We start from the raw sequence: 26,545 nt of genomic DNA on the forward strand, positions 1-26,545 counted from the left end.
GATTTAATTAAATTTAAGAATTATATAGAGTATAGAGAAAAGTGGTCCGTAAGGGCTGCTTTTCTCAGTTAATAACTTTTTATTTTTTTATTATGGAAGGAATGTTAATAGTGAAGACAGATATAGAAATTGCACAGGAAGCAGTGATACAGCCAATAGTAGATGTTGCAGCTACGATAGGTTTAGAGGAAAACGATATTGAATTACATGGTAAATATAAAGCTAAGCTCTCAATGGATCTATATGAGAAGATTAAAGATAAGCCAAACGGCAAGCTGATATTAGTTACCTCTATAAATCCAACACCTGCAGGTGAAGGTAAATCGACTACAACGGTTGGTCTTGGACAAGCACTTAATAGAATTGGTAAGAAGGCAATAATCGCATTACGTGAACCATCCTTGGGTCCTAGCTTTGGAATTAAGGGCGGCGCAGCTGGTGGGGGCTATTCGCAGGTTATACCAATGGAGGATATAAACCTACATTTTACAGGTGATTTCCATGCAATAACATCAGCTCACAATCTTTTATCAGCAATGTTAGATAACCACTTACATCAAGGAAATGAATTACAGATTGACCCGAGGAAAATCCTTTGGAAACGTGTAATTGACTTAAATGACCGAGCACTACGTAATATTGTAGTTGGTCTTGGTGGACCAGTCCAGGGTGTGCCAAGGGAAGACGGCTTTGATATTACAGTTGCCTCTGAAGTTATGGCAATTCTCTGTCTAGCTGATAACCTAATGGATTTAAAGGAGCGCATAAGCCGTATTGTTGTGGCGTATACATACGACAACCAGCCAGTAACGGCAGCAGACCTTAAAGCAGCTGGAGCTATGGCTTTGCTACTTAAAGACGCAATTAAACCAAACCTGGTACAGACGCTGGAAAATACGCCAGCGATAATCCATGGTGGACCATTTGCTAATATAGCACATGGCTGTAATAGTGTAATGGCAACAAAGATGGCATTGAAGATGTCAGATTATACAGTAACTGAGGCGGGCTTTGGTGCAGACTTAGGGGCAGAGAAGTTTTTCAATATCAAATGTCGCTTAAGTGGGCTTAAGCCTGATGCGACAGTAATTGTTGCTACCGTTCGTGCTTTAAAAATGCATGGAGGAGTAAACAGACAGGAATTAAAAACGGAGAACATAGCTGCTTTAGAACAGGGTTTTGAAAACCTTGCTAAGCATATAGAGAACGTAAAGCAATTTGAAGTCCCATTAGTTGTAGCAATAAATCGGTTCCCGACTGACACCGAAGCAGAATTAGACAAGGTTGCAGAGCTTTGCCGTCTGCATGGTGTGGAAGTGGCCCTATCTGAAGTATGGAGCAAAGGTGGCGAAGGGGGAGTTGAGCTTGCTGAGAAGATAGTTCAACTTACGGAAAACCGTCAAAGCTACTTCCATACCCTGTATTCTGACTGCTTATCCCTTAAAGAGAAGATTGATATTATTGCAACTCGCATTTACGGCGCTGATGGCGTTGACTATTCGCCGAACGCTAAGAAGCAAATCAAAGAGCTTGAGCAGCAGGGTCATAGAAGGCTGCCAATTTGCATGGCAAAAACGCAATCATCCTTAAGCGATGATCCGCTAAAAATCGGCAGACCTACTAATTTCCGCCTTAACGTGCGTGAGATACGTGCGTCAATTGGTGCAGGCTTTATCGTCGTCCTGACAGGACAGATGCTAACTATGCCTGGATTACCTAAGGTTCCATCGGCAGTGAACATGGATATTGACGCTAAAGGCAAGATTACAGGGCTGTTCTAAACTTAATTTATAGGTAAAAACCCATCCGAGAAAGGATGGGTTTTTTATGGGTTAGAGTTTGAAAATTCGTTAAAACACTAAAATCCTTGGCAAAATAATTAACAAGGTTGCTAGTAAGCTTGAAGCCAGCAAGCTTCTAGTACGCACATACAGTAAGCTTAAAACCACAGAACCTACAGGCGCAATTAAAAATGATTGTAAAAGCACTTCAATATGGGCCATATTATAGATGTATTGGTTAATAATATAATTAATCAAAGCTACAATCCCTGCCGTTCCGATTATTGCTATCCAGGTTGTAGTTAAGCGTTCTATATAATTTTGGATGATTCCTCTAAATATAATTTCATTAATTAAAGCGTAGAAAAAGAAGGCAATTAAGAACATACTCAATAAATCTGTGTAGCTTTCAATATTAAAGCTTGTAGGAATATTAAAGCTACCTAACATTTGAAAGAAAAACCCAAGCAATAGGGCTGAACTTATTGCATGGCCCCAATGCTTAAACGTTAAGCCTATATATTCCCTTTCATAAGAATTCTTGCAAAACACAAGAATAATTAGTAAGTAGTTGCAGGCAATCAGTACTGGTACCCAATAATCACTTATGCTATAAGGCATTATTAGAAATTGTGTTATAAAATAAAGCAACAAAGCTAAGGCGATAAGCCAATGTGGATACTCAATGTGCTTTACTAGCTCTTGAACTCGTTTGTGTTCATCTAAATCTACAGTCAGTAGCCAGACCACAATAATTGCTGAGAATAGAAGTAGTGATAGAGTTATTAAAGCATACAACAGAAGATTATCAGGGGGATAACCATATTCAATAAAAGGGTGAGTGCTTTGAAATAACTGCTCACTAGTCTGGGAATCATAAAGAGTAATCGTACTATTCTCGTTATAAACTAGCCTATCTCCTTCAGATGTAATAAGCATAGCCATAGCTATGTTAGCGTCAGGGAGATAAAGTCTCTTATAACCAAACAAATGAATAGATATATACATCTCAGGCTTTTGTAGCATCAAAGCAGAGGCTTGATGTCTAATGTCATCAAATAAGTCAGCACTTTCCTCTAATGATATGGTCTCATTATCGGCGCTTATAAGCTGGTTTCGACTTGTAATCTCAGTAAATTCAGTTCGGAGTAGCAGCATTGCAAGCTGCTCTTCATTAATAGGCATATACAGCTCTGTTAATTCTCCTTGGTCACGAAAACCAGAGTCGTCTGGATAAAAGTAGTACGAGGCATCGCCAATCAGTGACACGCCCTTAACGCTTCCTGAACGTGTATAAGCTGGAACAATAAAGCCACCTTGTGTATACTCAATGTCTAAGTAATCAAAAGTGCCGAGTTCTAATGAAGAAAAATAATACATTTCATCTAAGAATAATGTTTGCGGTTCTTCGCCAATGCTTGTAGGCAATAAGATTACTGCAGAAATTGCTGAGGCTAAGCTAATAACTAGAATAACAAACAATACGAAGGCTGTGAAAAATGTATTTTGAAATATAGATTGTAATCGTTGAAGCATGATGTCCCCCAAAAATTCATTATAGTAGTGAAATCTGACAATAATTCATGTATTATTAGGTATAAATATTTAAACTGTACATGCCATTATTCGACAATATTTTTATAAATTCCTGCTTGTTTTTTGAAATGTAAATAATAGGAGGCAAATTTACATGAATAATATAAATGAAGAACTAAAGCAAAAAATATTAGATCTAAAGAAACAGAGGAACGCAATAATTCTAGCACACTATTATCAAAGGGCAGAGCTACAAGAGATTGCGGATTATATAGGCGACTCATTTGGGTTAGCGAAGCAAGCGGCCGAAACAGATGCAAAGGTTATACTTTTTTGTGGTGTGCATTTTATGGGGGAAAGTGCGAAAATTCTCTCGCCAGATAAAACGGTTTTAATACCAGACGAGCGGGCAGGCTGTCCGATGGCTGATATGGTTGATGCAGATGGTCTGCGTGCCCTTAAGGCGAAGCATCCAAATGCTAAGGTAGTTGCCTACGTTAATACGTCAGCGGAGGTAAAGGCGGAGACAGATATTTGCTGCACCTCTTCAAATGCGGTTAAGGTAATCCAATCAATAGATGCTGACGAGATTATATGGGTCCCAGATAAGAATCTAGGTCATTATGTTAGTCAGTTTACGGACAAGAAAATCATTCTTTGGGAAGGTTACTGTAACACCCATGACAATATAAGGGCACAGGACATCATCGACATGAAAGCAAAGCATCCAGAAGCACCTGTAGTGGTTCATCCTGAGTGTAGGCCAGAGGTTGTCGAATTAGCTGACCATGTAGCTAGCACTGCAGGTATATTGAAGTTTTGCCGTGAGACAGACAGCCAAGAATTTATTATAGGAACAGAAATGGGCATAGAGTATATGCTGAAGAAAGAAAGTCCAAACAAGCAGTTTCATTTTGCATCAAAGCTGTTAATATGCCCGAATATGAAGGTGAACAATTTGAAAAAGGCTCACAGAGCCCTTGAAACATTAGAGCCGAAGATTGAAGTAGATGCAGAAATTGCCACTAGGGCAAAAAAATCATTAGAACGCATGCTAGAGGTGCAGTAACATGCAGGGCAGGTATTTAGTCAACCTAAATAAAAATATCCAAGTAATCGACACAGATGCGGTAGTGATAGGTTCAGGTATTGCTGGTCTATACACAGCGTATTCCCTATGCGAGCAATTTGATAAGATTACCTTAGTGACAAAACAACACCTCAAAGAAAGTAACACCAATTACGCTCAGGGAGGGATTGCGGCGGCTATCTCTGAGTCTGATTCACCTGAGCTACATCAGCAGGATACTGTATATGCTGGGGCAGGTTTATGTAATGAAGAGGCCGTTGCCGTTTTGGTGAACGAAGGCCCAGATAGAATTCAAGAACTCATTGATTTAGGTGCTAAATTCGATCGTACGGAAACAGGACTAGCACTAGCTAAGGAAGGGGCCCATAGCTGCCGTCGTATCTTAAGGGCTCAAGGTGATGCAACAGGTGCTGAAATAGTACGAGCCCTTTTGAACGTAGTCAGTAAAAACTCTAAAATAGATAAGTTAGATTATCATTTTGCCATAGACGTAATAACAGAAGGGAACACATGTAAAGGTGTGCTATTGCAAAATGATGTCGGCGAGCAATTTTTCTATCGCACGTCAATAGTTGTATTAGCATCAGGTGGGATGGGACAGCTTTTTCGCTATACAACAAATCCAGACATCGCCACAGGTGATGGGGTAGCGATGGCTTATCGTGCTGGGGCGCTCATTACCAGCTTGGAATTCTACCAATTCCATCCTACAGTTCTAAGTTATCCTGGTGCGCCGAGATTTTTAATTTCAGAGGCAGTACGCGGTGAAGGTGCTGTATTACGCAACATTCACGGTGAGCGCTTTATGCTTGATAAACATGAAATGGCGGAGCTAGCTCCTAGGGACGTTGTCTCCCGTAGCATTGTTGAAGAAATGGATAAGACGAAAGCTACATACGTGTTTTTAGATATAACCCACGAAAAACCTGAAACTTTGCAGGAGCGGTTTCCGACGATATATCAGAAGTGCCTGCAATACGGTCTAGACATTAGTAGTGACTGGATACCAGTAGCGCCAGCAGCACATTACGCCATGGGTGGGGTACGCACGAATGAATGGGGCGAGACTGAGGTTAAAGGGCTTTTTGCCTGTGGTGAAGTTGCCTGTACCCAGGTTCATGGTGCCAATCGATTAGCGAGCAACTCTTTATCGGAAGCACTAGTTTATGGTAAAAGAATTGCAAATACTGCATTTGCATACGTGGCAACTAATTCGGCAATTCCATACCAGCTTCCATACCTATTACATAAGCCAGTCAGTCGGCTACAATATATTAACGAACGTAGACTACGCCTGCAAAAGGTTATGCTACGCTATGTTGGACTAAGAAGAAACAAGGAAGGTCTTGAATCGGCCTTAGAAGAGTTTAAAAAATATTCACCTATGGAAGGCTATGCCTATAGCGAACTAAGTGAATATGAGTTTATGAATATGCTTACATGCGCTACATTGTTAACGCACTCGGCCCTTGCTAGGGAGGAAAGCCGGGGTGCGCACTATCGGACAGATTTTCCACAGACTGATAGCGATTGGCACAGAACGATATCGATACATAAGGAAAGGGGGGTAATCGTTAGTGCTAACACAATCTAAAATTATTGAAATGGCTTTAGTGGAGGATGTATTCACTGGTGACATTTCATCGATTACGACAATTCCTGAAACTGCCCTTGGTAACGGAATCATTTATATGAAAGCAGATGGGGTTATCTCAGGCATAAAGGTTGCTGAAGAAGTATTTAAGCAGGTAGATGCAAACCTTGAGATTAAATTAAAAGCAACCGATGGTACACACGTTAAAAAAGGACAGGCAGTAATAGAAATAACAGGCTCTTTACGTTCAATACTTACTGGAGAGCGTGTGGCATTAAACTTTTTGCAGCGCATGTCTGGCATTGCAACGAAAACCCACCTAATGGTAACACTTATACAAGATTATCCCTGTACAGTAGTAGATACACGCAAGACAACGCCTCTACTGCGTATTCTTGAAAAACAAGCTGTGCGCGATGGTGGAGGAAAAAACCACCGCTTTGGGCTCTACGATGCAGTAATGATTAAGGACAACCACATCAAAGCCGCTGGTGGAATTATGAATGCAGTACAATCGGCACGCAAGCAAATTCCCCATACTATGAAAATTGAAGTAGAGGTAGAGAATTTACAGCAGGTTGAGGAAGCTATAGAGTCCAAGTGTGATATTATCATGCTAGACAATATGGATGTAAATATGATGGAAGCAGCCGTGAAGCGGATTGCGGGTAAGGCAATTGTAGAAGCATCTGGTGGAGTAAATGAAAATAACATCGTAGAAATTGCAAACACAGGTGTAAATTATATATCATTAGGTAGTCTAACACATTCCATTGAAAGTCTAGATATCAGCTTGGATTTATACGAAAAGAAAGTAATCATATAGTAGATAAATAATAACGCATTATTAGTACTCTATTTTGTTAGATTGTAGGTGTAATATAACTATGCTATTAGTGATGGACGTCGGGAATACCAATATAGTTCTAGGTATGTATGAAGGAAAAGAGCTGCGCTATCATTGGCGCATTGCTACCAGTCGTGAAAAAACAGAGGATGAATACGGCATTCTTATTAAAAACCTACTAGGGGATAAAGGGCTAGAGTTAAAGCAAATAAAAGCAGTAATCATTTCTTCTGTTGTGCCGCCGTTAATGTTTGCATTAGAGCGGATGGTAGAAATATATTTAAAGCTAGAGCCAATTGTAGTAGGTCCTGGGATTAGAACAAGCCTTAATATCAATATAGATAATCCGCGTGAGGTTGGGGCTGACCGAATTGTAAATGCAGTAGCAGCAATTCATGAATATGGTGCACCGTTAATTGTTGTAGACTTTGGAACGGCAACTACATTTTGCGCCATAGATGACAAAGGCAGTTACTTAGGTGGAGCTATTGCCCCAGGTATTAGAATTTCTACGGAAGCGTTATTTGCCCGTGCAGCTAAGCTGCCGAGGATAGAATTAGTACGACCAAGTAAAGTGATTGGCAAAAATACAGTTGCGTCTATGCAGTCAGGAATCATAAACGGTTATATAGGACAGCTAGATGGCATCGTCAGACGCATGAAGACGGAAATGGGCTATGATGCAGTTAAGGTAGTAGCAACAGGTGGACTAGCTGAGCTTATAGCAGTAAATTGCGAAACCGTTGACATCATTGATGAATTTTTAACTTTAAAGGGCTTGCGTATTTTATACGAAAAAAACAACGAAAAATTAAATAATAAGGATTGAGGAGGTGTAATGAAATGAAGGAAGTGACAATATACATTAAAAGCTATTGCCCATATTGCAAAAAAGCGTTGGCGTTATTAGAGAGTAAGGGCGTAGAGCTGAAAATCGTAGATGCTATGGAAGAACCAGAGCTATTCGAAAAAATAAAAGAGCAGACGGGCAGTCGCACTGTTCCACAGATTTTTATCGGCGATGAATTTGTCGGTGGCTGCGATGATGTACACGCCTTAGATTCAACAGGCCAGCTAGATGCTAAATTAAAATAATTAGACAAAAAGCATAAGAGTATTAAGAGTATTAAATAGGAACAGACACATTTCGCTAAATGTGTCTGTTTTCACAATTTCTCTTAGTCAACGTGGCAAATGACATTGTTATTCATTAGATACTTTTGCTATACTTAATTTAGTTTATGGGTACGCTTGATTTACAAGGGGAAATAGATAAGGGGGATTCCATGTCTGATTATATTAAAATGAATCGACGCGAATGGTTTAAGCAGGCTTTTACGAAAACAAAAGACGCTTCATTAAAGACTACTAGCCGTGCTGCTGGAAGTCTAGCAGATATTTCAGAAACACTTAAGGAATATAAGTGGGAAACAGTCGCTAATGATCGTGATCTCACCGATGACAGGCCAAAGCAGATTATGTTTCAAGGTAAGTCGGTGTATTTGCTACGGGTAGACGGCAAGTATTTAGGCTTTCAAGGAATTTGCCCAGAGGATAAACAACTGATATTTTGGCGAGCGCATTCGAAGCAGTTTTACTGTCCAAGCTGTGGCTCAGTATATAACCTAGATGGTTCCTGTCAACAGGACGAAAACCTGTCACTGACAACATACCCTGCAAGATTACACGATGAAGCAATTCAATTGAGGGTTGATTGATTAAAAAATATCAGGAGGGCTGTTATGCATGAACTATCAGTAATGGCTGGTATTATCGATGTTATAAATACTAGCGCCAAAGAAAACAATATCCATAAAATTCGCAAAGTAAAATTAATCGTAGGTCAAATGTCTAATGCTATACCTGACTCCTTAAGAATGGCGTTCGATATGCTAAGGGATGATGGACCATTTATTGAAGATGCAATTTTAGAAATAGAAACGGTGAAGACACAGGTTAAATGCCATGAATGCAATCATCAGTTTCAGCCTGAGGAAGGTTATATTTTCACCTGTCCGGAGTGTAAAGGTTTGCATACAGAAATAATAGCAGGTGAACAATTGTATGTTGATTTTTTTGAGGGGGATAAAATAGATGACAACTAAAATTGAAGTAAAGAAAAGTCCTATGCAAAAAAATAACGAGCAGGCAGAGCTTAATCGACAACTACTTAAGGAAAAAGGCATCTTTGCATTGAATCTGATGAGCTCTCCAGGGTCTGGCAAGACAACCTTATTAGAAAAGCTATCAGAGGTTATTGGAGATGACATTAAAATGGGAATCATTGAAGGCGACCTTGCTACGGAGCGCGATGCAGACCGTATACGAGCAAAGGGCATTCAATGTGTGCAGATTAATACCGATGGCGGCTGCCATATGGATTCCCATATGATTAGGAAAGTGCTAGATGAATTTGACTTAGATAAACTAGATTTACTTATCATTGAAAACGTTGGGAATTTAGTCTGCCCGTCGTCATGGGACTTAGGAGAGCATAAACGTGCCGTCGTTTTATCCGTTACAGAAGGAGCGGATAAAGTCGCAAAATATCCAACAATGTTCCGCAAAGCAGATGCAGTTATCCTTAATAAGATAGATTTAATTCCATATATTCAATTCAATGTAGACATAGTGAAGGACGACTTATTTGCCATTAAACCAGGAATTGAATTCTTTGAATTGTCAGCAACCACAGGTGAAAACATGGAGGCTTGGTGTCAATGGCTAAAGGATCATCTGCACAAGTAGATAAAGTAGATACCGTTGCAAGAGAACGTCTGCTGGTAAAGGGAGTTGTTCAGGGTGTGGGTTTTCGCCCGTTTATATATCGAATTGCCCGTGAAGAAGCCTTAACTGGATTTGTCCGCAATACTAGTAAGGGCGTAGAAATTGAGCTAGAAGGGACGCGAGGACAGCTTAAGCGCTTTAGTGAACGCATGCATGGAGAGCTTCCGGCATTAGCGGAGATAGACTCTGTAGATGCTTCGGAGCTGCCAATTACTGGGCAAGACAGTCAATTCCAGATTGTCACTAGCCATACTCAGGTCAAAGGTGATGTTCGAATACCAACAGATATAAAAGTATGTGAGGATTGCCAGCGAGAGATCCTTGACCAGGCTGATAGACATTATTATTATCCGTTAACAAACTGCACAAACTGTGGACCACGCTTTACTGTAATTAAAGATGTACCATATGATCGACAGATGACAACTATGGAACCGTTTAAGATGTGTTCAGCATGCGAAGTGGAGTATATGGAGCCACTAGATAGGCGCTTTCATGCTCAACCGACGGCATGTCCTGACTGTGGACCGAAGACTAAACTAATTACTCAGGCAGGAGAAACACTAGCAGTTGCTAGTGCTAGCACTGAGCTACGTGCGCTCTTTGCACAAGCACGCAAGCTACTGTTAGAGGGTAAGATTATAGCAGTTAAGGGTCTAGGGGGATTTCATTTTGTATGTAACGCGAACGATAGTGAGGCTGTCAGAAAATTAAGGGCACGAAAGAAGCGTCCATATAAACCCTTGGCTGTAATGGCAAGGAACGAACAATTAATTAAAGACCGTTGTCGTGTGAGCGCAATAGAAGAGCAAATCCTTATCAGCACACAGGCACCGATTGTTATTTTAGATAAGAAAGACACAGCGGATTTTTCCCTAGTTGCACCTGGGATTAACACCGTTGGAGTCATGCTACCCTATGCTCCAATTCACTTGCTGTTATTTGCTACAGATGAATTGGACTGGCTAGTAATGACAAGCGCGAATCCGAGTAATATGCCGATAACAATAGATAACGAGGAAGCATTAACAGAGCTAAATAGCTATGTCGATTACTTCTTGCTCCATGACCGTGAAATTGAACAACGCTGTGATGATTCCCTAGTACGCATTATTCTAAAGAAGCCAGTAATGATTCGCAGATCTCGAGGATACACGCCAGAACGCATAAAGTTACCTATTAATTCAGATAAAACGATTTTAGCTGTGGGCGGAGAGATGAAGAATATTTTCGCCTATATGAAGAAAGACCAGGTAATATTAAGTCAGTATATCGGTGAGATTGATTCCTGGGAAGGAAGGCAGAATTTTATCAGGAATGTTGGTCACTTTGAGCGACTGTTTGATTTAGAGCCAGATATTGTTGCGTATGACAAGCATCCATCCTACCAAGTGACCGAGGTAGCGAAGCTATTACCCTATGATTCGAAGGTTGAAATTCAGCACCATCATGCACATATGGCTAGCTGTATGGCCGAGCATGGCTTAACGGGCACTACATTAGGTGTTATTTTAGACGGTACGGGCTATGGCGATGATCAAACCCTCTGGGGATCAGAATTATTGCTCGGGGATTATAAGCAATTTACACGGATTGCCCATGGAAAGCTCTTGCCTGTTGTAGGTGGAGAAAAGGCTATTGAAGAGCCATGGAGAATGGCAGTTTCACTACTGCATCTATCCAAAGGTGAGCAGGGCTTAAGGCTAGCAAGTGAAATATGGCCAGACAGACATAAGGAAATAGACTTGTTAGGTCAGATGCTCGAAAAGCAAATACAGATTGTATATAGTTCAGGAATGGGTAGGTTATTCGATGGTATTTCAGCTTTGCTAGGAATTTGCGATATCAGCACCTATGAAGGGGAAGCGGCAATCAGACTTGCGAGCTATGCCGAAAGATTTAAAGTCAATAGCACATATACCGTAAAGCTCACTGAAGAAACAACGGAAGCAACGAAAATTATCGATTGGCTAGCTATGATTGACGAAATAATTACAGACAAACTAAATAAAGTTTCGCCAGAGCTTATTGCATATAAGTTTCATATGACAATTGCTAAAATTATGGTTGATTTAATTATTGACATTACTAAAAACTATTCGCTTAAGCAAGTAGTATTAAGCGGTGGCACTTGGCATAACGAGTTGTTATTAACTGAGGTAGTCAATGCGGTTAATGAAGCAGGTTTGAAGATTTATTTCCATGAGCAAGTGCCAACAAATGATAGTGGAATAGCCCTAGGGCAAGCTATGATTGCGGCAGCTAAAATAGATAAAATACGTTCAACAAGTTAGATGAAAAATAGAAAGCTGAAGGGGGAAAATAATATGTGTTTAGCAATTCCAGCTAAGGTTATTGCAATTGATGGGTATTTAGCCGAGGTTGAATGCTTCGGCAATACAAGAAAAGTAGGTTTAACTTTAAAACCAGAAACAAAAATCGGCGACTACGTAATGGTACACGCTGGCTTTGTCATTGAAATAGTTGATGAGAAATACGCTATGGAAAGTCAAGAACTATGGAAAGAGATGATAAAGCATGAGCAGCATGAAGACTAATGTATATCGTGATCCCGTCCTAGGTAAAGAGCTTATACAGGCAATAAAAAAGCAGGCGAAAATATTTCAAGAAAAAAACGGACGCAAGGTAAACCTAATGGAGGTCTGTGGAACCCATACGGTTTCCGTATCAAAGGCAGGACTACGTGATGTGTTCCGTGATGATATCGAATTAATTAGTGGACCAGGATGTCCAGTTTGTGTAACCAGCCATGAGGATATTGATTACATGATAGAGCTTGCGAAACAGCCAGAGGTAATTATATGTACCTTTGGCGATATGATGCGCGTTCCTGGCTCTCATTCTTCACTTGCAGAAGAAAAAGCTAATGGGCATGATATCCGTGTCCTGTATTCTCCGTTAGAAGCACTAGATATTGCTGAAGAGCAGCCTGACAAAAAGGTAATCTTCTTGGCTGTTGGTTTTGAAACAACGACACCAGCAATAGCAGCAACAATTGACATGGCAGAGAAACGTGAAATAGACAACTATTATGTGTTCACTGTTCATAAAATCTGTCCGCCTGTTGTTGAACTATTATTTAACGATCCGAAGCTAAAGATTGATGGCTTGTTACTTCCAGGCCATGTATCAGCAATAGTAGGTCGTAAGGCACTTGATTTTATTGCTACAGAATTTAAGGTGCCTAGCTCCATAGCTGGCTTTGAGCCGTTGGATGTGCTAGCAGGCATGTATGATATCATTCGCATGCTTAACCAAGGTGAAGCTAAGGTAACTAACCAATATCTAAGGGTTGTTACTGAGGAGGGCAATAAGGCAGCTCTCGATATGATTGCGAAATATTTTGAAGCAGCTAGCTCTAATTGGCGTGGAATTGGTTCTATTGAAGGCAGTGGATTAGTATTAAAGCCAGAGTACCAGAAGTATGATGCGAGAAATCTCTATGACATAACGATACCAGAATCATCAAATACTAGGGGCTGTCGCTGTGGCGAAGTACTATCAGGCCACATTAAACCGACAGACTGTGGGCACTTTGGAAGATCCTGTACGCCAGTAAGCCCAGTAGGGCCATGCATGGTTTCCTATGAAGGAACGTGTGCTACCTACTTTAAGTATGAGAGGAAGGTGTAACTGGTATGACTGAGAAAATACTCTTAGCCCATGGTGATGGAGGTAAGCTTACCCATGACCTTATAGATAACGTTTTTGTAAAACACTTTTATGTAGACAATAACGCGTTGCCAGATGCTTTTGTGGCAGACAAAGAGCCAGGCAAGATTGCCTTTACAACGGATACCTTTGTAGTTAACCCACTATTCTTTAAAGGTGGGGATATCGGCAAAATTGCTATAGCGGGAACGGTTAATGATTTAGCAGTAGTAGGGGCAGTTCCGAAATATATTAGCTGTGGCTTTATCATCGAAGAGGGTTTTCTGATTGCAGACCTAGAAAAGATTGTTGAATCGATGGCAAAGACGGCGAAAGAGGCAGGCGTAGCAATAGTAACGGGAGACACTAAGGTAGTTGAGAAGAATAAAGGTGACGGTGTATTTATTAACACCTCGGGAATAGGATTTGTACCTGAAAATCGCACCTTATCCTATAAAGAAATAGCTCCTGGTGATGCGGTACTAATCAACGGTAATATCGGTGAACATGGGATGGCAATAATGTCTGAACGTTCAGGATTAAACTTCTCTAGCCCAGTGAAAAGTGATTGCCAAGCCCTTAATAATTTTATAGAGAAGCTAATGGAGCACGTGCCTGAGGTTAAATTCATGCGTGACCCAACCCGTGGTGGCGTAGCAACTACACTTAAAGAGATTGCCACAGATACAGGCTTAAATATAACTATTGAAGAAGAATCCCTGCCTGTGAGTGATGAGCTTATGGGTGCTGTAGACTTATTGGGATTAGATCCGCTGTATTTAGCAAATGAAGGCAAGGTGCTAATATTTGTTCCACAGGATAAAGTAGAAACTGCCCTAGAAATCATGAGCTCCTTACCAGAGGGCATAGGTTCTAAGCAAATTGCAACAGTAGGCGAAGGAAATGGACAAGTATTCCTACAAACTGCCTTCGGCGGCAAGAAGATTATTGATTTATTAGCGGGAGCACCGTTGCCAAGGATTTGTTAAGAACAGACATGACGTGACGTGAGTTAATATAATTAAAGAACGATTTTTTAATAGGACCCTATTGATTGGACGCTGAAGAGCCAATCTTAGGGTGCTTTTTTAATAGGAAAAATATACTGTTTTCTTGCATTTCGACACAAAACGACAAAACACCCAAACAGAATATGTTAAAGTTTGGGTGTGCAACTAAATTTATGATAAATCATTTCGACGGAGGTGTGAAATGAGGAGCATAGGCATATATACCTTGGAAGGGTTAAATTTCTTTTTATGTTTATTAATCATTGGCTCTCTATTTAATGTAACCATTTTTTATTTCAAGGAATATAGACTTGAGTATGCGGATTTAGAGGCAGCTATAGAGGAGATTTGGCCAACTGCAGAAATAGTTAACGAATGGGATTTGAATGGCAATAAAGTATTTGTTTTTAGAACAGACTCAATGTGTCGATATATTTTTTTCCCAAAAGGTCTAATCAGTAATCGATATGCTTTAAATGACCATAGTATATTGCATTCCTATAGTCCGTTTTATGAAGATACATCGATAAGAAGACAATTCAGGCATTTCACTGGCACATATCATGTTGAAATTAGTACTCAAGAACTAACAATCGAGGAACACAATAGGATGGGAAACTTATCAGTCTTTCCGCTACCTCTTCAGATTTTATTGTCTATAGGTTTAATTAGTGCTTACACAAGCGGTTTTATAAAAAGGTATAAAATACGTAAGATGAAACAAGATTTTGACTAGGGGAGCTCTGTTATGGATTTGGTATTGAAATGGAAAAAGACATTTAGTGCATTTACCGTCCTTTGCAATTTAATAGGCCTGGCACTTGCTGTATATATTTTTGGGACGATATTTTGGGATTATAACATGCATAAGATTGCTATATTAGCGTTGCTTATCATGTCTACCGTAAATATACGATTGATAAAGGCATGTGATAGGTATTATGGAGAGACGAAGCTGTCAGAGGTACCGCTCAATGATTTAGAAAATTGATATATATAAGGAGTAAGAGTGCATGATGAATAAAGCGAAGCTTTTATACTTACTGATTGGTTATGGGTTGCCAGTGCTAGCAACGAGCATAATAATGATTGCAACTGGAATCCATGAACATAAAAATTCTGTAGCTATTATGGTTTTCACACTGGTTATTTTACATGTGGCATTGGTTCGTGCTTTGAAACATGGGCTCGCTTCAGCAAACAAGAAAAAAGAAGTTTGGGATTGGGTATGGGATGATTCAAAAGAGTTTGTGGGAAGGCGACTTATATTAACTTTATTTAGTTGGTTTGTTATGGGCTTGTTATTTGCAGTATTCGTTAAAGTGTTTGAAAGCTTTACATTTTTATAATTGTATAGATGAATTGAAGATGAGCTGTTTTTCACAATATCAAATACACTAACCTTAATTGGATATATTATTAAAGTGAAATTAGATTAATCGGCTAGAAACCGACAAAATCTAATTTTATTTTTTGTTTATGTAGAAAAGATGTCTGTTTATGTTTGTTTTTGTTGGAAAAAGTGGTGCGAAATATAGTAGGAGCTAGCAGGAGATAGAGTTATAACTATAGAAGTTACTAGTTCGGATATAATTATGAAAAAGATGCAAAGATTGTGTGTAGATTAATAGATGAAATTTGAAATTAGGTATATAATACAAAAAAAACAGCAAGAGTATTTATGAGAGGCGGCAGTATGATGAAAGATTACGCAATTAGAGCAACAGGATATGGTGGTAAAGTACGGCTGCTAGCATGTACTACCACACAGCTTATGAACGAACTACAAAAACGACACGGAACCTCCGCTACAGTTAGCGCGGCACTTGGAAGAACGGTGTCTATTGGTGCTATGATGGGACTAATGCATAAAGGTCGAGAAAAACTTACCTTACAGGTTCATGGTGATGGGCCCGCTGGACGTATCATAGTAGATGCAGATGCTAATGGCAACGTGCGAGGCTACGTGACAAATCCACAGGTAGATTTTCCGCCTAATGAGCATGGCAAGCTTGATGTGAAGCGAGCTGTTGGTACAACAGGGATGATTTATGTAGTTAAGGATATAGGGATGAAAGAGCCTTATCAAGGGTCGTCACAAATCGTATCGGGCGAAATCGGAGAAGACTTTACATACTATTTCACACAATCTGAGCAAACTCCATCTGCAGTAGGAGTTGGTGTTATAGTGGACAAGGACCTGAGTATTAAAGCTTCGGGAGGGTTTATAATTCAGTTATTTCCTGGCACAGAAGAACATGTTATTACAGAACTAGAACAAAAGATAACAGGTCTCGGAAACGTGTCAGCAAAAATAGAGCAAGGTTATACTCCAGAGGAGTTAGCGGCAGAGCTTGTGGATACATTAGAGATACTAGAGAAGAAAGAGCTTAATTTCTCTTGTCAATGTAATCATGACCGAATCGTAAATGTAATTAAGAAACTAGGATTAGCAGAGGTTCAAAGTATTCTTGAGAAAGAACAACAAAGTGAAGTAACCTGCAACTTCTGCAATGAGAAGTATATCGTAGAAAAACATGAGCTAGAACAGATAAGCAAAGAATTGGAGGGTACAGAGTGAGGGAGAAGATCTTATGGGGGGTAATCGCCGCACTTATTTTAGTGTTAGTATTTATTTTATTTTTTCAACAGGCTGCTGGCGATACTATGGCAAGAGTTGAACAACGGACAATCTATAAAGACGAGTTTATGAACGATTTACTCAAAAAATACGGCCCACAGCATATATACAAAATGATTGAGCGTGAGGCTGTATACTTTGAGGCAAATAGGCTAGCAATTGAAGTGTCAGATAGAGAAGTTGATAAGGAAATTGATCGTTATAGAAGCAACTTCGTTGACAGTAATCAAGACTTTGAAGCTGTACTGTTTTACGATTACGGAATTACATTGGAGCAATTACGAGAGGATATTAGGTATAATATACTTTTAGAAAAGCTAGCAACCCTGGATATCCGAGTAACTGAAGCGGAAATGGAAAAGTATTATGAGGAAAACATTTTTCACTTTAGAGAACCAGAGAAACTAAGAATAAGTAGAATATTGCTCCATGAACTAGAGGACGCGAATCGTGTTTATAATGAATTGGTTGAAGGGGCTAACTTTGCAGCTATCGCAATGGAGGTCTCACAAGATCGGTTAACATCTGCAAATGGTGGGGATATGGGCTACATTAGTGTTGAAAGTATATATATTGATTATGAAATTATTGATACTGCAATGGGAACGGATATTGGCGACTATAGTCAACCGTTCCAGTCCTACGATGGCTGGAATATCATAATGCTAGAAAATCGCATACCAGAAAAGATATATGATTACAGTGAAGTGAAATCTTTTATTCATAGAGAATTAGCACTTAAACAGGCAAAACCCTTACATGAATATTTACAAGACTTAGTAAGCAAATTAGATATAGAAATATATGAACAGACTGTAAAGAAATATTTGTATTTCGTAGAAGAATAATACTTGACACACGCAGTCTGCTGTCGTATCATATGAATATAATACAATCCCAATTAAAACACTCGGAAATAGGGGGAATGAAAATGCGTAAAGTAAATAACATTTCAGAACTGATTGGATATACACCGATGGTAAAACTAAACAGAGTAGTGGCTGAAGATGCAGCTGATGTATATGTAAAGCTGGAGTCTTATAACCCAGGCAGTAGCGTTAAGGATCGTATTGCTTTATCTATGATTGAAGACGCAGAAGAAAAAGGGCTATTAAAAGAAGGGTCAACAATAATTGAGCCAACAAGTGGTAATACGGGTATTGGTTTAGCTATGCTTGCCGCAGCAAAGGGATACAAAGCAATCTTAGTTATGCCTGATACTATGAGTATGGAGCGACGCAATCTTCTTAAGGCATTTGGTGCAGAGCTTGTGTTAACTCCAGGTGCTGAAGGTATGGGCGGAGCTATAAGAAAAGCCGAGGAGCTAGTTAAGGATAATCCAGAGTATTTTATGCCACAGCAGTTCAATAACCTATCCAACCCAGAGGTTCATAGAAAGACTACAGCTATAGAGATTTTAGAGCAAATGGACAATAAAGTTGATGCCTTTGTATCGGGAGTTGGTACAGGTGGAACGGTTACTGGAGTCGGAGAAGTTTTGAAGGAACGCATTGGAAAGGTAGAGGTTATAGCTGTTGAACCAGTTGCGTCACCTGTGCTATCAGGTGGTAAGCCAGGACCTCATAAAATTCAAGGTATTGGTGCTGGATTTGTACCAGATGTTTTAAACACAGATATCTATGACAAAGTACTTAAAGTTGAAAATGAAGAAGCAATGGAAATGGGTCGTAGATTAGCTAGAGAAGAAGGCTTGTTAGTTGGAATCTCATCAGGGGCTGCTATCCATGCAGCGGTTTTAGTAGCTAATAAGCTAGGTAAAGGTAAGAAGGTTGTTGTAGTTGCTCCGGATACGGGAGAAAGATATCTGAGCACAGCATTGTTTCAATTTGAATAATACGATAATAGGTGCCCTCGACAGAGGGCGCTTTTCGCATTAATGGCATTTAATCTTGATTAATTAACGCAAATTATTTTATTGCAGAATTAATAGTGGTATACTACAAAAAAATGAAAGTAATAAACACCTAAATAGTATAACCCCAAAATAGTAGAGCTGAGCAGAAATTGAGTTTAGAAAAGGAGAGGTATAGAATGATTTTGATGATTGATAATTATGATTCATTTACGTACAATGTAGTTCAATATCTTGGTGAGCTAGGCGAAGAAATTGAAGTATTTCGAAACGATAAAATCACCATAGATGAGATTGAGGAAAAGAATCCAATAGCCATCGTTATATCGCCAGGTCCGTGTACTCCTAATGAAGCAGGGATTAGCCTGGAAGTTATTAATTATTTTGCTGGGAAGATTCCGATATTAGGAATCTGCCTCGGTCATCAATCAATAGGTCAAGCATTTGGTGGTGATGTAATTAGGGCTGAGCAGATTATGCATGGTAAAACCTCTGAGGTACACCATGATGGTAAAGGGTTATTTAAGGACCTTCCATCACCGTTAACGGTAACTAGGTATCACTCGTTGATTGTAAAGCGAGAGACCTTACCAGCCTGCCTAGAAATTACGGCAGAGACTGAAGCCAAAGAAATTATGGGTCTTCGCCACCGAGAGCAACTGGTTGAGGGAGTTCAATTTCACCCAGAGTCGATAAAAACTGAACAGGGCAAGCAAATGATTAAAAACTTTATAAACCTAGCAAAGGGTTAATATAATATTATAAGTAAAGATAGGAACCTTTATGCAACGCATACAAAGAATATTTAATCACGATAAGTTCGCATATTATTTAAAACGAATAAAGACGCTAGAGAAAGGTCGCCCCTTCTGTCTGCATCCACTTGAACACTCAATCGATGTAGCGAGAATTGCTTATATCCTGTGGTTAGAGCAAAGCTTAAAGGAAGGTGGCTTTTCTGTGTCAACAAATAGTACTATGGATTTGACTGTAGACAGCGAACAAGCTTTAGATGCAATGAAATGCTATATATATGCGGCGGCGCTACTACACGATATCGGTAGGTATCGTCAATATTTGTATGGTGAAGAGCATGCTGAGGTGAGTGCTAATTTAGCACAAGAAATTCTAGTTGATACAGGCTTTGCTGAGGAAGAGCAGGCTGTAATTCTAGACGCGATACGTTATCACAACGCTGAGACGTCAGAATATTTACTGACGCGCATCTTACAAAAAGCAGATAAGCTATCGAGAAAGTGCTTTCAATGTACGGAGCAAGAACGCTGCTATAAGCTTTCAAAGATGGAAACTAGGCATGGATTGATTTATTAGTGATTAGCAAAGGGAGGTGGAAGACCAATGCAAAAGCATAATACGCATATGCTAACGTTTCAAAATCGCCAGGAACTAGCTAGCATGATGGAGCAGATAGGAGCAGATGCCCCTGGAGTTCAAATAATGAAGCAAAAGGGAGAGTTTTTTCATGTGTATGTTAGCAACGTTAATCTGCGTGCAGCCAACATTATGAAGCAGGAAATGCTTAGTAAGGGCGGAGAGGCTTGTTTACACATGGGTGTTTCAAAGCTTGAGCTTGAATCCTCCGATGTTATATTATTTGGCTCACGAAGAATTTTCAAAAAAATAATTGCTAACTTTAGCTTCCAGCCATTTGGCTTAAAACGAATCTCTAAAGAACTGAAAGAAATGTTTGACGCGTATGATCGCTCGCAAAATCTTAATGAAATACCAGAGTGGTGCAAGCATATGAATATTCCTTTAAAGAAACGGACTATTATTATGGGGATATTAAATGTAACACCAGATTCCTTTTCTGATGGCGGTAGCTACACTACGGTTGAGCTAGCGGTACGGAGGGCAAAAGAGATGGTAGCAGAAGGTGCTGATATCATCGACATTGGTGGCGAATCTACTAGGCCAGGGGCGCTGCCAGTAAACCTTGAAGCAGAGCTGGTAAGAGTGCTACCGATTGTCAAAGCTGTTGCCAAAGAAATTCAAACACCTATTTCGGTGGATACATATAAGGCTGAGGTTGCAGAAGCTGCAGTTAAGGAAGGCGCAAAAATTATAAATGATGTTTGGGGAGCAAAAAAACAGCCTGAAATAGCTAAAGTAGCAGCTAAATATAAAGTTCCAATAATTTTGATGCATAACAGGGACAATAAAGAATATAAAAATCTTGTTGGAGAAATGATTCAGGATCTGCGCGAAAGTATCGATATTGCACAAAACGCTGGTGTGATAAACGATTATATTATTTTAGACCCAGGCATTGGTTTTGCCAAGGAATATGAGCACAACCTAGAAGTTATGTATCGTCTGCGTGATATTTGTAAGCTCGGCTACCCAGTATTATTAGGCACGTCAAGGAAGTCACTGATTGCCAAAACATTAGATTTGCCAGTTAATGAACGGGTTGAAGGAACTGCTGCTACCGTAGCACTAGGCATTGAACGTGGAGTAGATATAGTACGCGTTCATGAAGTAAAAGAAATGCAACGTGTCTGTCGAATGATGGATGCGATGGTTAGAAGGTGATAAATGTATGGATAAGATAATCATGAAGGACATGCAATTTTATGGTAGACACGGCGTTCTTAAAGAAGAAGAGCAGCTTGGGCAGCCCTTTATTGTCAATATAGAGCTCTATGGAAATTTACAAGAAGCTGGCAAAACAGACGATTTAGAGCATACCATTAACTACGGACAGGTGTATTTAGGTGTAAAAGAAATTGTCGAGAATAGAAGGTTTCAACTCATCGAAGCCCTAGCAGAAGCTATCGCATCAGAGATACTTAATGTATATGACAAGGTGTTAAAGCTGAAAGTGCAAATACAAAAGCCACAGGCACCTATAGCTGGTGTCTTCGCATACATGGGGGTAGAAATAATAAGGGCTAGGGAAGCTACAATGGCTTATCTAGCGCTGGGTTCGAATATTGGCAATCGGGCTATGTATATTAAGCAGGCTATTGCTGCTATTGATAATCTAGATGCTTGTAAGGTTATAGACAAAGCATCAATTTACGAAACAAAACCCCAGGGCAATGTAAATCAAGCAGATTTCTTGAATACAGCTATTAAAGTTGAAACAACCTACGCTCCATCGGAATTGCTTAAACAATTACAAAACATTGAATCTAAATTGCATCGGGTGCGCACTGAGAAGTGGGGACCTCGTACAATAGATATCGATATACTTTTTTATGGGCAGGAATGTATTGAGACTGTAGACCTGATAATTCCACATCCACGTCTTGAGGAAAGAGATTTCGTATTAACGCCAATGCTTGAGTTAGCGCCATATTTATTCCACCCTAGGCTTAATAGTACAATTGAAGAACTACATCGGAAGCTAACTACGAATACAGCTAACAAATTTGCATAACTCCACGGATGAATTACATTGATTAAGTCTCGCTTTAATAGCAGTTATAGTAAGGAGATTGACATGTATATTAAGGACATACATATAGACCCGCCAGTGGTGTTGGCACCGATGGCTGGAATAACGAATTACCCTTACCGCATCTTAGCTAAAGAACAGGGATGTGGTTTGGTATGTGCAGAAATGGTAAGTGATAAAGGTTTATTATATGGGAATGAGCGTACGAAAAGGATGTTATACGTGCATCCAAAGGAACGGCCATTAAGTATGCAATTGTTCGGCTCTGATGTGAATAGCTTTGTCGAGGCAGCACGTATAGTTGATGATGAGTCGGACGCAGATATAATTGATATAAATATGGGCTGCCCAGTGCCCAAGGTTACTAAGCCTGGTGGTGGCTGTGCCCTAATGAGAGACACAGAGAAAGCCGAGGAAATAATTAAAGCAGTTGTTAAAGCTGTAAAAAAACCAGTAACAGTAAAAATGCGCAAGGGATGGGATGAAAATAATATAAATGTAATCGAACTGGCTAAAATTGCAGAAGCCTCGGGAGCAAGTGCCATTACAGTTCATGGCAGAACACGCATTCAGATGTATAGTGGACAGGCAGATTGGGATATTATAAAAGACGTTGTAAATAATGTTTCTATCCCCGTTATAGGTAATGGTGATGTAACGGGACCAATAGAGGCGAAGAAATTGTTTGAACATACAGGCTGTCATGGCATCATGATAGGTCGGGCCGCCCAAGGAAACCCGTGGATTTTTAGTAGCATCAAAAAATACTTAGAAGAAGGAGTCTTATTAGCAGAGCCAACGGCAGAACAGAAAGTTGATACTTGCTTAAGGCATCTAGATTTGTTGATGGAATTCAAGGATGAACATATAGCAGTGCAGGAAATGCGAAAGCATGCTGCTTGGTACCTGAAAGGGCTACCAAAAGTAGCTAACGTTAGAAACGACATAATGCTCGCCAATACGCGGTCCGAGCTGGAAAAGATATTACGAAACTTTATCTTCGGCATAAAAACTGCGAAATAGTCTACTGTTATTGACAAAAACTTGCTCTATGACATATAATGTGGCAATATAATAACAGCTTTACCACTATAATATCTAGTAAGCACTGTCATGCATACCCTGACAGTGCTTGTATCTTATTGTCTTTTGCTCTGGAAGCTATTTTTTAACTAATGAATAAAGACCTATATAAAGTCATATACTTCTTACAATCTATAGTACGGAGAGCTATGGATTTCATATAGGGCAACGATGAGCTTTATAGAGATAAAAATCAAAGGAGAGTATATTACTATGACGGAAAAAGAAGTAATTTTAACACCAGATGGACTAAAGAAATTAGAAGATGAGCTAGAGCAGCTTAAATCAGTGAAGCGCAGAGAAGTAGCAGAGAGGATTAAAGTAGCGATTAGCTATGGCGATATAAGTGAGAACTCAGAATACGAAGATGCTAAAAATGAGCAAGCATTTATTGAAGGTAGAATCATTACTTTAGAAAAGATGTTACGCAATGCTAAAATCATTAATAACGATGATGTAGACGTTAATCTAGTTAGTGTTGGTTCAACGGTAATAGTTAAGGATTTAGAGTTCGGTGATGATTTAGAATATAAAATTGTCGGCTCTGCTGAAAGTGATCCACTAGCGCAGAAAATATCAAACGAGTCGCCTTTAGGTAAAGCTTTACTAGGTAAGTCTAAAGGAGACACAATTGAGGTATCAGCTCCAGCTGGGATAATAAAATATGAAATTCTAGATATCAAAAAATAAGTGTGATAAATTATAGTACTAGAGCTCAGGATAACCTGGGCTCTTAAGTGCAACAGTAGAACTAATAAGAAGCTTTAACGAAGAAGTTATAATAATTTGCAATTAAATGTAAGGGAATGGGCAGGTGAACATGGTGGTAAGCAAACAAGATCAAAAAAATAAAGTAGACACAAATGAGCAAGAGCAGAATAGTGCAGAGGACTTGAATGAACTACTACTTATACGTAGGCAGAAAATGCAGGAGCTTGCAGAAGCAGGATACGACCCATTTGGCACACGTTTTGATAGAACTTCTGACGCACAAACCATACAAACTGTATATGGAGAACTAACTAAAGAAGAACTAGATTCTCATACTACAGAGGTTTGTATTGCGGGTAGAATAATAGCTAAGCGTGGTCACGGGAAGGCAAGCTTTATCCATATTCAAGACCGAACAGATAAAGTGCAGGTGTATGTGAGAGAAGACTCTGTAGGTGAGACAGAATATGAAGCGTTCTCGCTTTTTGACATTGGCGACACTATTGGTATTAAAGGTATTGTATTTAAAACTAACCGCGGAGAAGTAAGTGTCCGTGCTACAGAAATCAAAATACTAGCGAAATCCCTCAGACCATTACCAGAGAAATGGCATGGATTAAAAGATGTAGAGCTTAGATACCGTCAGCGATATCTAGACTTAATTGTTAATCCAGAGGTAAAAGATACCTTCATTAAGAGAAGCCAAATCATTCAAGCTATGCGAAACTTCTTGAATGCCCGTGGATATCTAGAAGTAGAAACACCAACACTACATACAATTGCTGGTGGAGCGACGGCTAAACCGTTTATTACCCATCACAACGCCCTGCATATGGATATGTATCTACGTATAGCACTAGAGCTACATTTAAAGCGTCTAATAGTAGGTGGCCTAGAGAAGGTATATGAAATTGGACGAGTATTCCGTAATGAAGGAATATCTACAAGGCACAACCCAGAGTTTACGATGATAGAGCTATATGAAGCCTATGCCGATTACCAGGATATAATGAATTTGACTGAGGATATGATTGCTTATTGTTGTCAGACAGTTCTAGGTAAAACGGAAATTGAATACCAAGGGCATGTTGTCGACTTAACTCCGAAATGGGAACGTCTATCTATTACAGATGCTGTCAAAAAATATACGGGTGTAGACTTTAGTGTGCATATGACTGATGAAGAGGCTCACGAGCTAGCGTTAGAGCATGATATAAAGGTAGAGCCGACTATGACATTTGGGCATATTGTAAATGAATTCTTTGAGCAAACAGTAGAGGACAAGCTTATTCAGCCAACATTTATCTATGGACATCCAGTTGAAGTTTCCCCTCTAGCAAAAAAGAATCCAGAAGACCCACGCTTCACTGATAGATTTGAATTGTTTATCGTAGGGCGCGAACATGCTAATGCTTTCACTGAACTTAACGATCCAATTGATCAGAAAGAACGCTTTGAAAGCCAGCTTAAGGAACGTCTACAAGGTAATGACGAAGCTCATATGATGGACGATGATTATATCCAAGCCCTAGAATACGGAATGCCTCCAACTGGGGGATTAGGTGTAGGGATTGATAGATTAGTAATGCTGTTAACTAACTCGCCGTCTATACGTGACGTTATCCTATTCCCACATATGCGTGGCGTAGAGTAATAATAAGTTAGTGCATGAAGCAACACAAGCTAATTGAGATTAATTACCATGAATAAAAGCTTGCAATCTTGTTAACACATGTGGTATATTATTAAATGTCGCTCCGAACGAGCGGCATTTTAAATCTCATAAAGCAGTTGCTCAAAACTTTTTGAAAAAAAGTTATTGACACAGACGAACAACCTGTGATATGATATAAAAGTCGCCAAAAACGACAACAAAGTTCCTTGAAAACTGTATAATGCAATCAAAACAACGTCAATTCGGATTCGTAAGAATCCAAAGCGCTTTTGATGAAAATCAAAACGGACAACGTCAATGAGAGAAATCTTGATTGACAAAATTAAAAGTCAGTGACTTTTGAGCTTAAAATCGTTATCTTCTAGCCAAGGTAACGTTAAGGATATAAACAAACATTTATTGGAGAGTTTGATCCTGGCTCAGGACGAACGCTGGCGGCGTGCCTAATACATGCAAGTCGAGCGGACAGAGATGAGAGCTTGCTCTTATCAAAGTTAGCGGCGGACGGGTGAGTAACACGTGGGCAACCTGCCTGTAAGACTGGGATAACTTCGGGAAACCGAAGCTAATACCAGATAACAGTAGAGAGTGCATACTTTCTATTTAAAAGATGCTACGGCATCACTTACAGATGGGCCCGCGTCGCATTAGCTAGTTGGTGAGGTAACGGCTCACCAAGGCAACGATGCGTAGCCGACCTGAGAGGGTGATCGGCCACACTGGAACTGAGACACGGTCCAGACTCCTACGGGAGGCAGCAGTAGGGAATCTTCCGCAATGGGCGAAAGCCTGACGGAGCAACGCCGCGTGAGCGAAGAAGG

The 26,545-nt window shown here is 39.7% G+C and carries 27 protein-coding genes and 1 rRNA gene; 27 read left to right on the top strand and 1 reads right to left on the bottom strand.

The genetic code is table 11. The features are described from left to right. Positions 1 to 110: 110 nt before the first annotated feature. Positions 111 to 1,781, top strand: coding sequence for a formate--tetrahydrofolate ligase (locus BHF68_RS14240; protein WP_069644372.1), 1,671 nt, complete (start codon positions 111 to 113; stop codon positions 1,779 to 1,781). Positions 1,782 to 1,850: 69 nt separating this feature from the next. On the opposite strand, the gene BHF68_RS14245 is transcribed toward BHF68_RS14240, so the two are convergent. Continuing rightward, a complete protein-coding gene (locus BHF68_RS14245) occupies positions 1,851 to 3,317 on the bottom strand; it encodes a CPBP family intramembrane glutamic endopeptidase (RefSeq protein WP_069644343.1) in 1,467 nt (488 codons plus the stop codon). A 154-nt stretch (positions 3,318 to 3,471) separates the two neighbouring features. Between BHF68_RS14245 and nadA the strand changes: the two genes are divergently transcribed. From nadA to BHF68_RS14375, 26 genes are all read left to right on the top strand, one after another. Continuing rightward, positions 3,472 to 4,386 (top strand): quinolinate synthase NadA, encoded by a 915-nt coding sequence (gene nadA, locus BHF68_RS14250; RefSeq protein WP_069644344.1) that lies wholly within the window; start codon positions 3,472 to 3,474, stop codon positions 4,384 to 4,386. Between the two features lies 1 nt (position 4,387). Further along, the gene (gene nadB / locus BHF68_RS14255; protein WP_069644345.1) at positions 4,388 to 6,001 is read left to right on the top strand and encodes an L-aspartate oxidase; all 1,614 of its coding nucleotides are present in this window, start codon (positions 4,388 to 4,390) and stop codon (positions 5,999 to 6,001) included. A 10-nt stretch (positions 6,002 to 6,011) separates the two neighbouring features. Beyond that, on the top strand, positions 6,012 to 6,827 hold the full coding sequence (nadC, locus tag BHF68_RS14260) for a carboxylating nicotinate-nucleotide diphosphorylase (RefSeq protein ID WP_069644373.1): 816 nt from the start codon (positions 6,012 to 6,014) through the stop codon (positions 6,825 to 6,827). A gap of 61 nt (positions 6,828 to 6,888) precedes the next feature. Continuing rightward, on the top strand, positions 6,889 to 7,677 hold the full coding sequence (locus BHF68_RS14265; protein WP_069644346.1) for a type III pantothenate kinase: 789 nt from the start codon (positions 6,889 to 6,891) through the stop codon (positions 7,675 to 7,677). Between the two features lie 14 nt (positions 7,678 to 7,691). Then, the gene (gene grxC / locus BHF68_RS14270; protein ID WP_069644347.1) at positions 7,692 to 7,943 is read left to right on the top strand and encodes a glutaredoxin 3; all 252 of its coding nucleotides are present in this window, start codon (positions 7,692 to 7,694) and stop codon (positions 7,941 to 7,943) included. 191 nt (positions 7,944 to 8,134) lie between these two features. Continuing rightward, positions 8,135 to 8,566, top strand: coding sequence for a Rieske (2Fe-2S) protein (locus tag BHF68_RS14275; RefSeq protein WP_069644348.1), 432 nt, complete (start codon positions 8,135 to 8,137; stop codon positions 8,564 to 8,566). A 24-nt stretch (positions 8,567 to 8,590) separates the two neighbouring features. Further along, positions 8,591 to 8,953: a hydrogenase maturation nickel metallochaperone HypA gene (hypA, locus tag BHF68_RS14280; RefSeq protein WP_069644349.1), complete on the top strand. Its 363-nt coding sequence runs from the start codon at positions 8,591 to 8,593 to the stop codon at positions 8,951 to 8,953. Next, positions 8,943 to 9,596: a hydrogenase nickel incorporation protein HypB gene (gene hypB / locus BHF68_RS14285; RefSeq protein WP_069644374.1), complete on the top strand. Its 654-nt coding sequence runs from the start codon at positions 8,943 to 8,945 to the stop codon at positions 9,594 to 9,596. Before hypA ends, hypB begins: the two co-directional genes overlap by 11 nt. Continuing rightward, the gene (hypF, locus tag BHF68_RS14290; RefSeq protein ID WP_069644350.1) at positions 9,569 to 11,929 is read left to right on the top strand and encodes a carbamoyltransferase HypF; all 2,361 of its coding nucleotides are present in this window, start codon (positions 9,569 to 9,571) and stop codon (positions 11,927 to 11,929) included. The genes hypB and hypF overlap by 28 nt, the downstream gene beginning before the upstream one ends. A gap of 33 nt (positions 11,930 to 11,962) precedes the next feature. Beyond that, positions 11,963 to 12,193: a HypC/HybG/HupF family hydrogenase formation chaperone gene (locus tag BHF68_RS14295; protein ID WP_069644351.1), complete on the top strand. Its 231-nt coding sequence runs from the start codon at positions 11,963 to 11,965 to the stop codon at positions 12,191 to 12,193. After that, on the top strand, positions 12,174 to 13,289 hold the full coding sequence (gene hypD, locus BHF68_RS14300) for a hydrogenase formation protein HypD (RefSeq protein ID WP_069644352.1): 1,116 nt from the start codon (positions 12,174 to 12,176) through the stop codon (positions 13,287 to 13,289). Before BHF68_RS14295 ends, hypD begins: the two co-directional genes overlap by 20 nt. A 5-nt stretch (positions 13,290 to 13,294) precedes the next feature. Further along, complete coding sequence (hypE, locus tag BHF68_RS14305; RefSeq protein WP_069644353.1) at positions 13,295 to 14,296, top strand: hydrogenase expression/formation protein HypE; 1,002 nt, start codon at positions 13,295 to 13,297, stop codon at positions 14,294 to 14,296. 223 nt (positions 14,297 to 14,519) lie between these two features. Beyond that, on the top strand, positions 14,520 to 15,053 hold the full coding sequence (locus tag BHF68_RS14310) for a hypothetical protein (RefSeq protein WP_069644354.1): 534 nt from the start codon (positions 14,520 to 14,522) through the stop codon (positions 15,051 to 15,053). A gap of 12 nt (positions 15,054 to 15,065) precedes the next feature. After that, positions 15,066 to 15,308, top strand: a complete 243-nt coding sequence (locus tag BHF68_RS14315; protein WP_069644355.1) for a hypothetical protein — start codon at positions 15,066 to 15,068, stop codon at positions 15,306 to 15,308. A 22-nt stretch (positions 15,309 to 15,330) separates the two neighbouring features. Continuing rightward, complete coding sequence (locus tag BHF68_RS14320) at positions 15,331 to 15,666, top strand: hypothetical protein (protein ID WP_069644356.1); 336 nt, start codon at positions 15,331 to 15,333, stop codon at positions 15,664 to 15,666. Between the two features lie 347 nt (positions 15,667 to 16,013). Further along, positions 16,014 to 16,898, top strand: coding sequence for an Hsp33 family molecular chaperone HslO (hslO, locus tag BHF68_RS14325; protein WP_069644357.1), 885 nt, complete (start codon positions 16,014 to 16,016; stop codon positions 16,896 to 16,898). Next, positions 16,895 to 17,806, top strand: coding sequence for a peptidylprolyl isomerase (locus tag BHF68_RS14330; RefSeq protein WP_069644358.1), 912 nt, complete (start codon positions 16,895 to 16,897; stop codon positions 17,804 to 17,806). The genes hslO and BHF68_RS14330 overlap by 4 nt, the downstream gene beginning before the upstream one ends. Before the next feature lie 83 nt (positions 17,807 to 17,889). Continuing rightward, positions 17,890 to 18,813 (top strand): cysteine synthase A, encoded by a 924-nt coding sequence (gene cysK / locus BHF68_RS14335; protein ID WP_069644359.1) that lies wholly within the window; start codon positions 17,890 to 17,892, stop codon positions 18,811 to 18,813. 197 nt (positions 18,814 to 19,010) lie between these two features. Next, entirely contained in the window at positions 19,011 to 19,583 is a 573-nt protein-coding gene (pabA, locus tag BHF68_RS14340; RefSeq protein ID WP_069644360.1) for an aminodeoxychorismate/anthranilate synthase component II, read from the top strand. A gap of 31 nt (positions 19,584 to 19,614) precedes the next feature. Continuing rightward, positions 19,615 to 20,163: an HD domain-containing protein gene (locus tag BHF68_RS14345; RefSeq protein WP_069644361.1), complete on the top strand. Its 549-nt coding sequence runs from the start codon at positions 19,615 to 19,617 to the stop codon at positions 20,161 to 20,163. 27 nt (positions 20,164 to 20,190) lie between these two features. Continuing rightward, complete coding sequence (folP, locus tag BHF68_RS14350; RefSeq protein ID WP_141706303.1) at positions 20,191 to 21,387, top strand: dihydropteroate synthase; 1,197 nt, start codon at positions 20,191 to 20,193, stop codon at positions 21,385 to 21,387. Between the two features lie 7 nt (positions 21,388 to 21,394). Beyond that, positions 21,395 to 22,237, top strand: coding sequence for a 2-amino-4-hydroxy-6-hydroxymethyldihydropteridine diphosphokinase (gene folK / locus BHF68_RS14355; RefSeq protein ID WP_069644362.1), 843 nt, complete (start codon positions 21,395 to 21,397; stop codon positions 22,235 to 22,237). 63 nt (positions 22,238 to 22,300) lie between these two features. Beyond that, positions 22,301 to 23,278, top strand: coding sequence for a tRNA dihydrouridine synthase DusB (gene dusB, locus BHF68_RS14360; protein WP_069644363.1), 978 nt, complete (start codon positions 22,301 to 22,303; stop codon positions 23,276 to 23,278). Positions 23,279 to 23,551: 273 nt separating this feature from the next. Further along, the gene (gene greA / locus BHF68_RS14365; RefSeq protein ID WP_069644364.1) at positions 23,552 to 24,028 is read left to right on the top strand and encodes a transcription elongation factor GreA; all 477 of its coding nucleotides are present in this window, start codon (positions 23,552 to 23,554) and stop codon (positions 24,026 to 24,028) included. 130 nt (positions 24,029 to 24,158) lie between these two features. Beyond that, positions 24,159 to 25,703 (top strand): lysine--tRNA ligase, encoded by a 1,545-nt coding sequence (gene lysS, locus BHF68_RS14370; protein ID WP_069644365.1) that lies wholly within the window; start codon positions 24,159 to 24,161, stop codon positions 25,701 to 25,703. A 417-nt stretch (positions 25,704 to 26,120) separates the two neighbouring features. After that, a 16S ribosomal RNA gene (locus BHF68_RS14375) occupies positions 26,121 to 26,545 on the top strand; the annotation flags it as partial.

Source organism: Desulfuribacillus alkaliarsenatis (assembly GCF_001730225.1).
In the GTDB taxonomy this organism is placed as follows: domain Bacteria; phylum Bacillota; class Bacilli; order Desulfuribacillales; family Desulfuribacillaceae; genus Desulfuribacillus; species Desulfuribacillus alkaliarsenatis.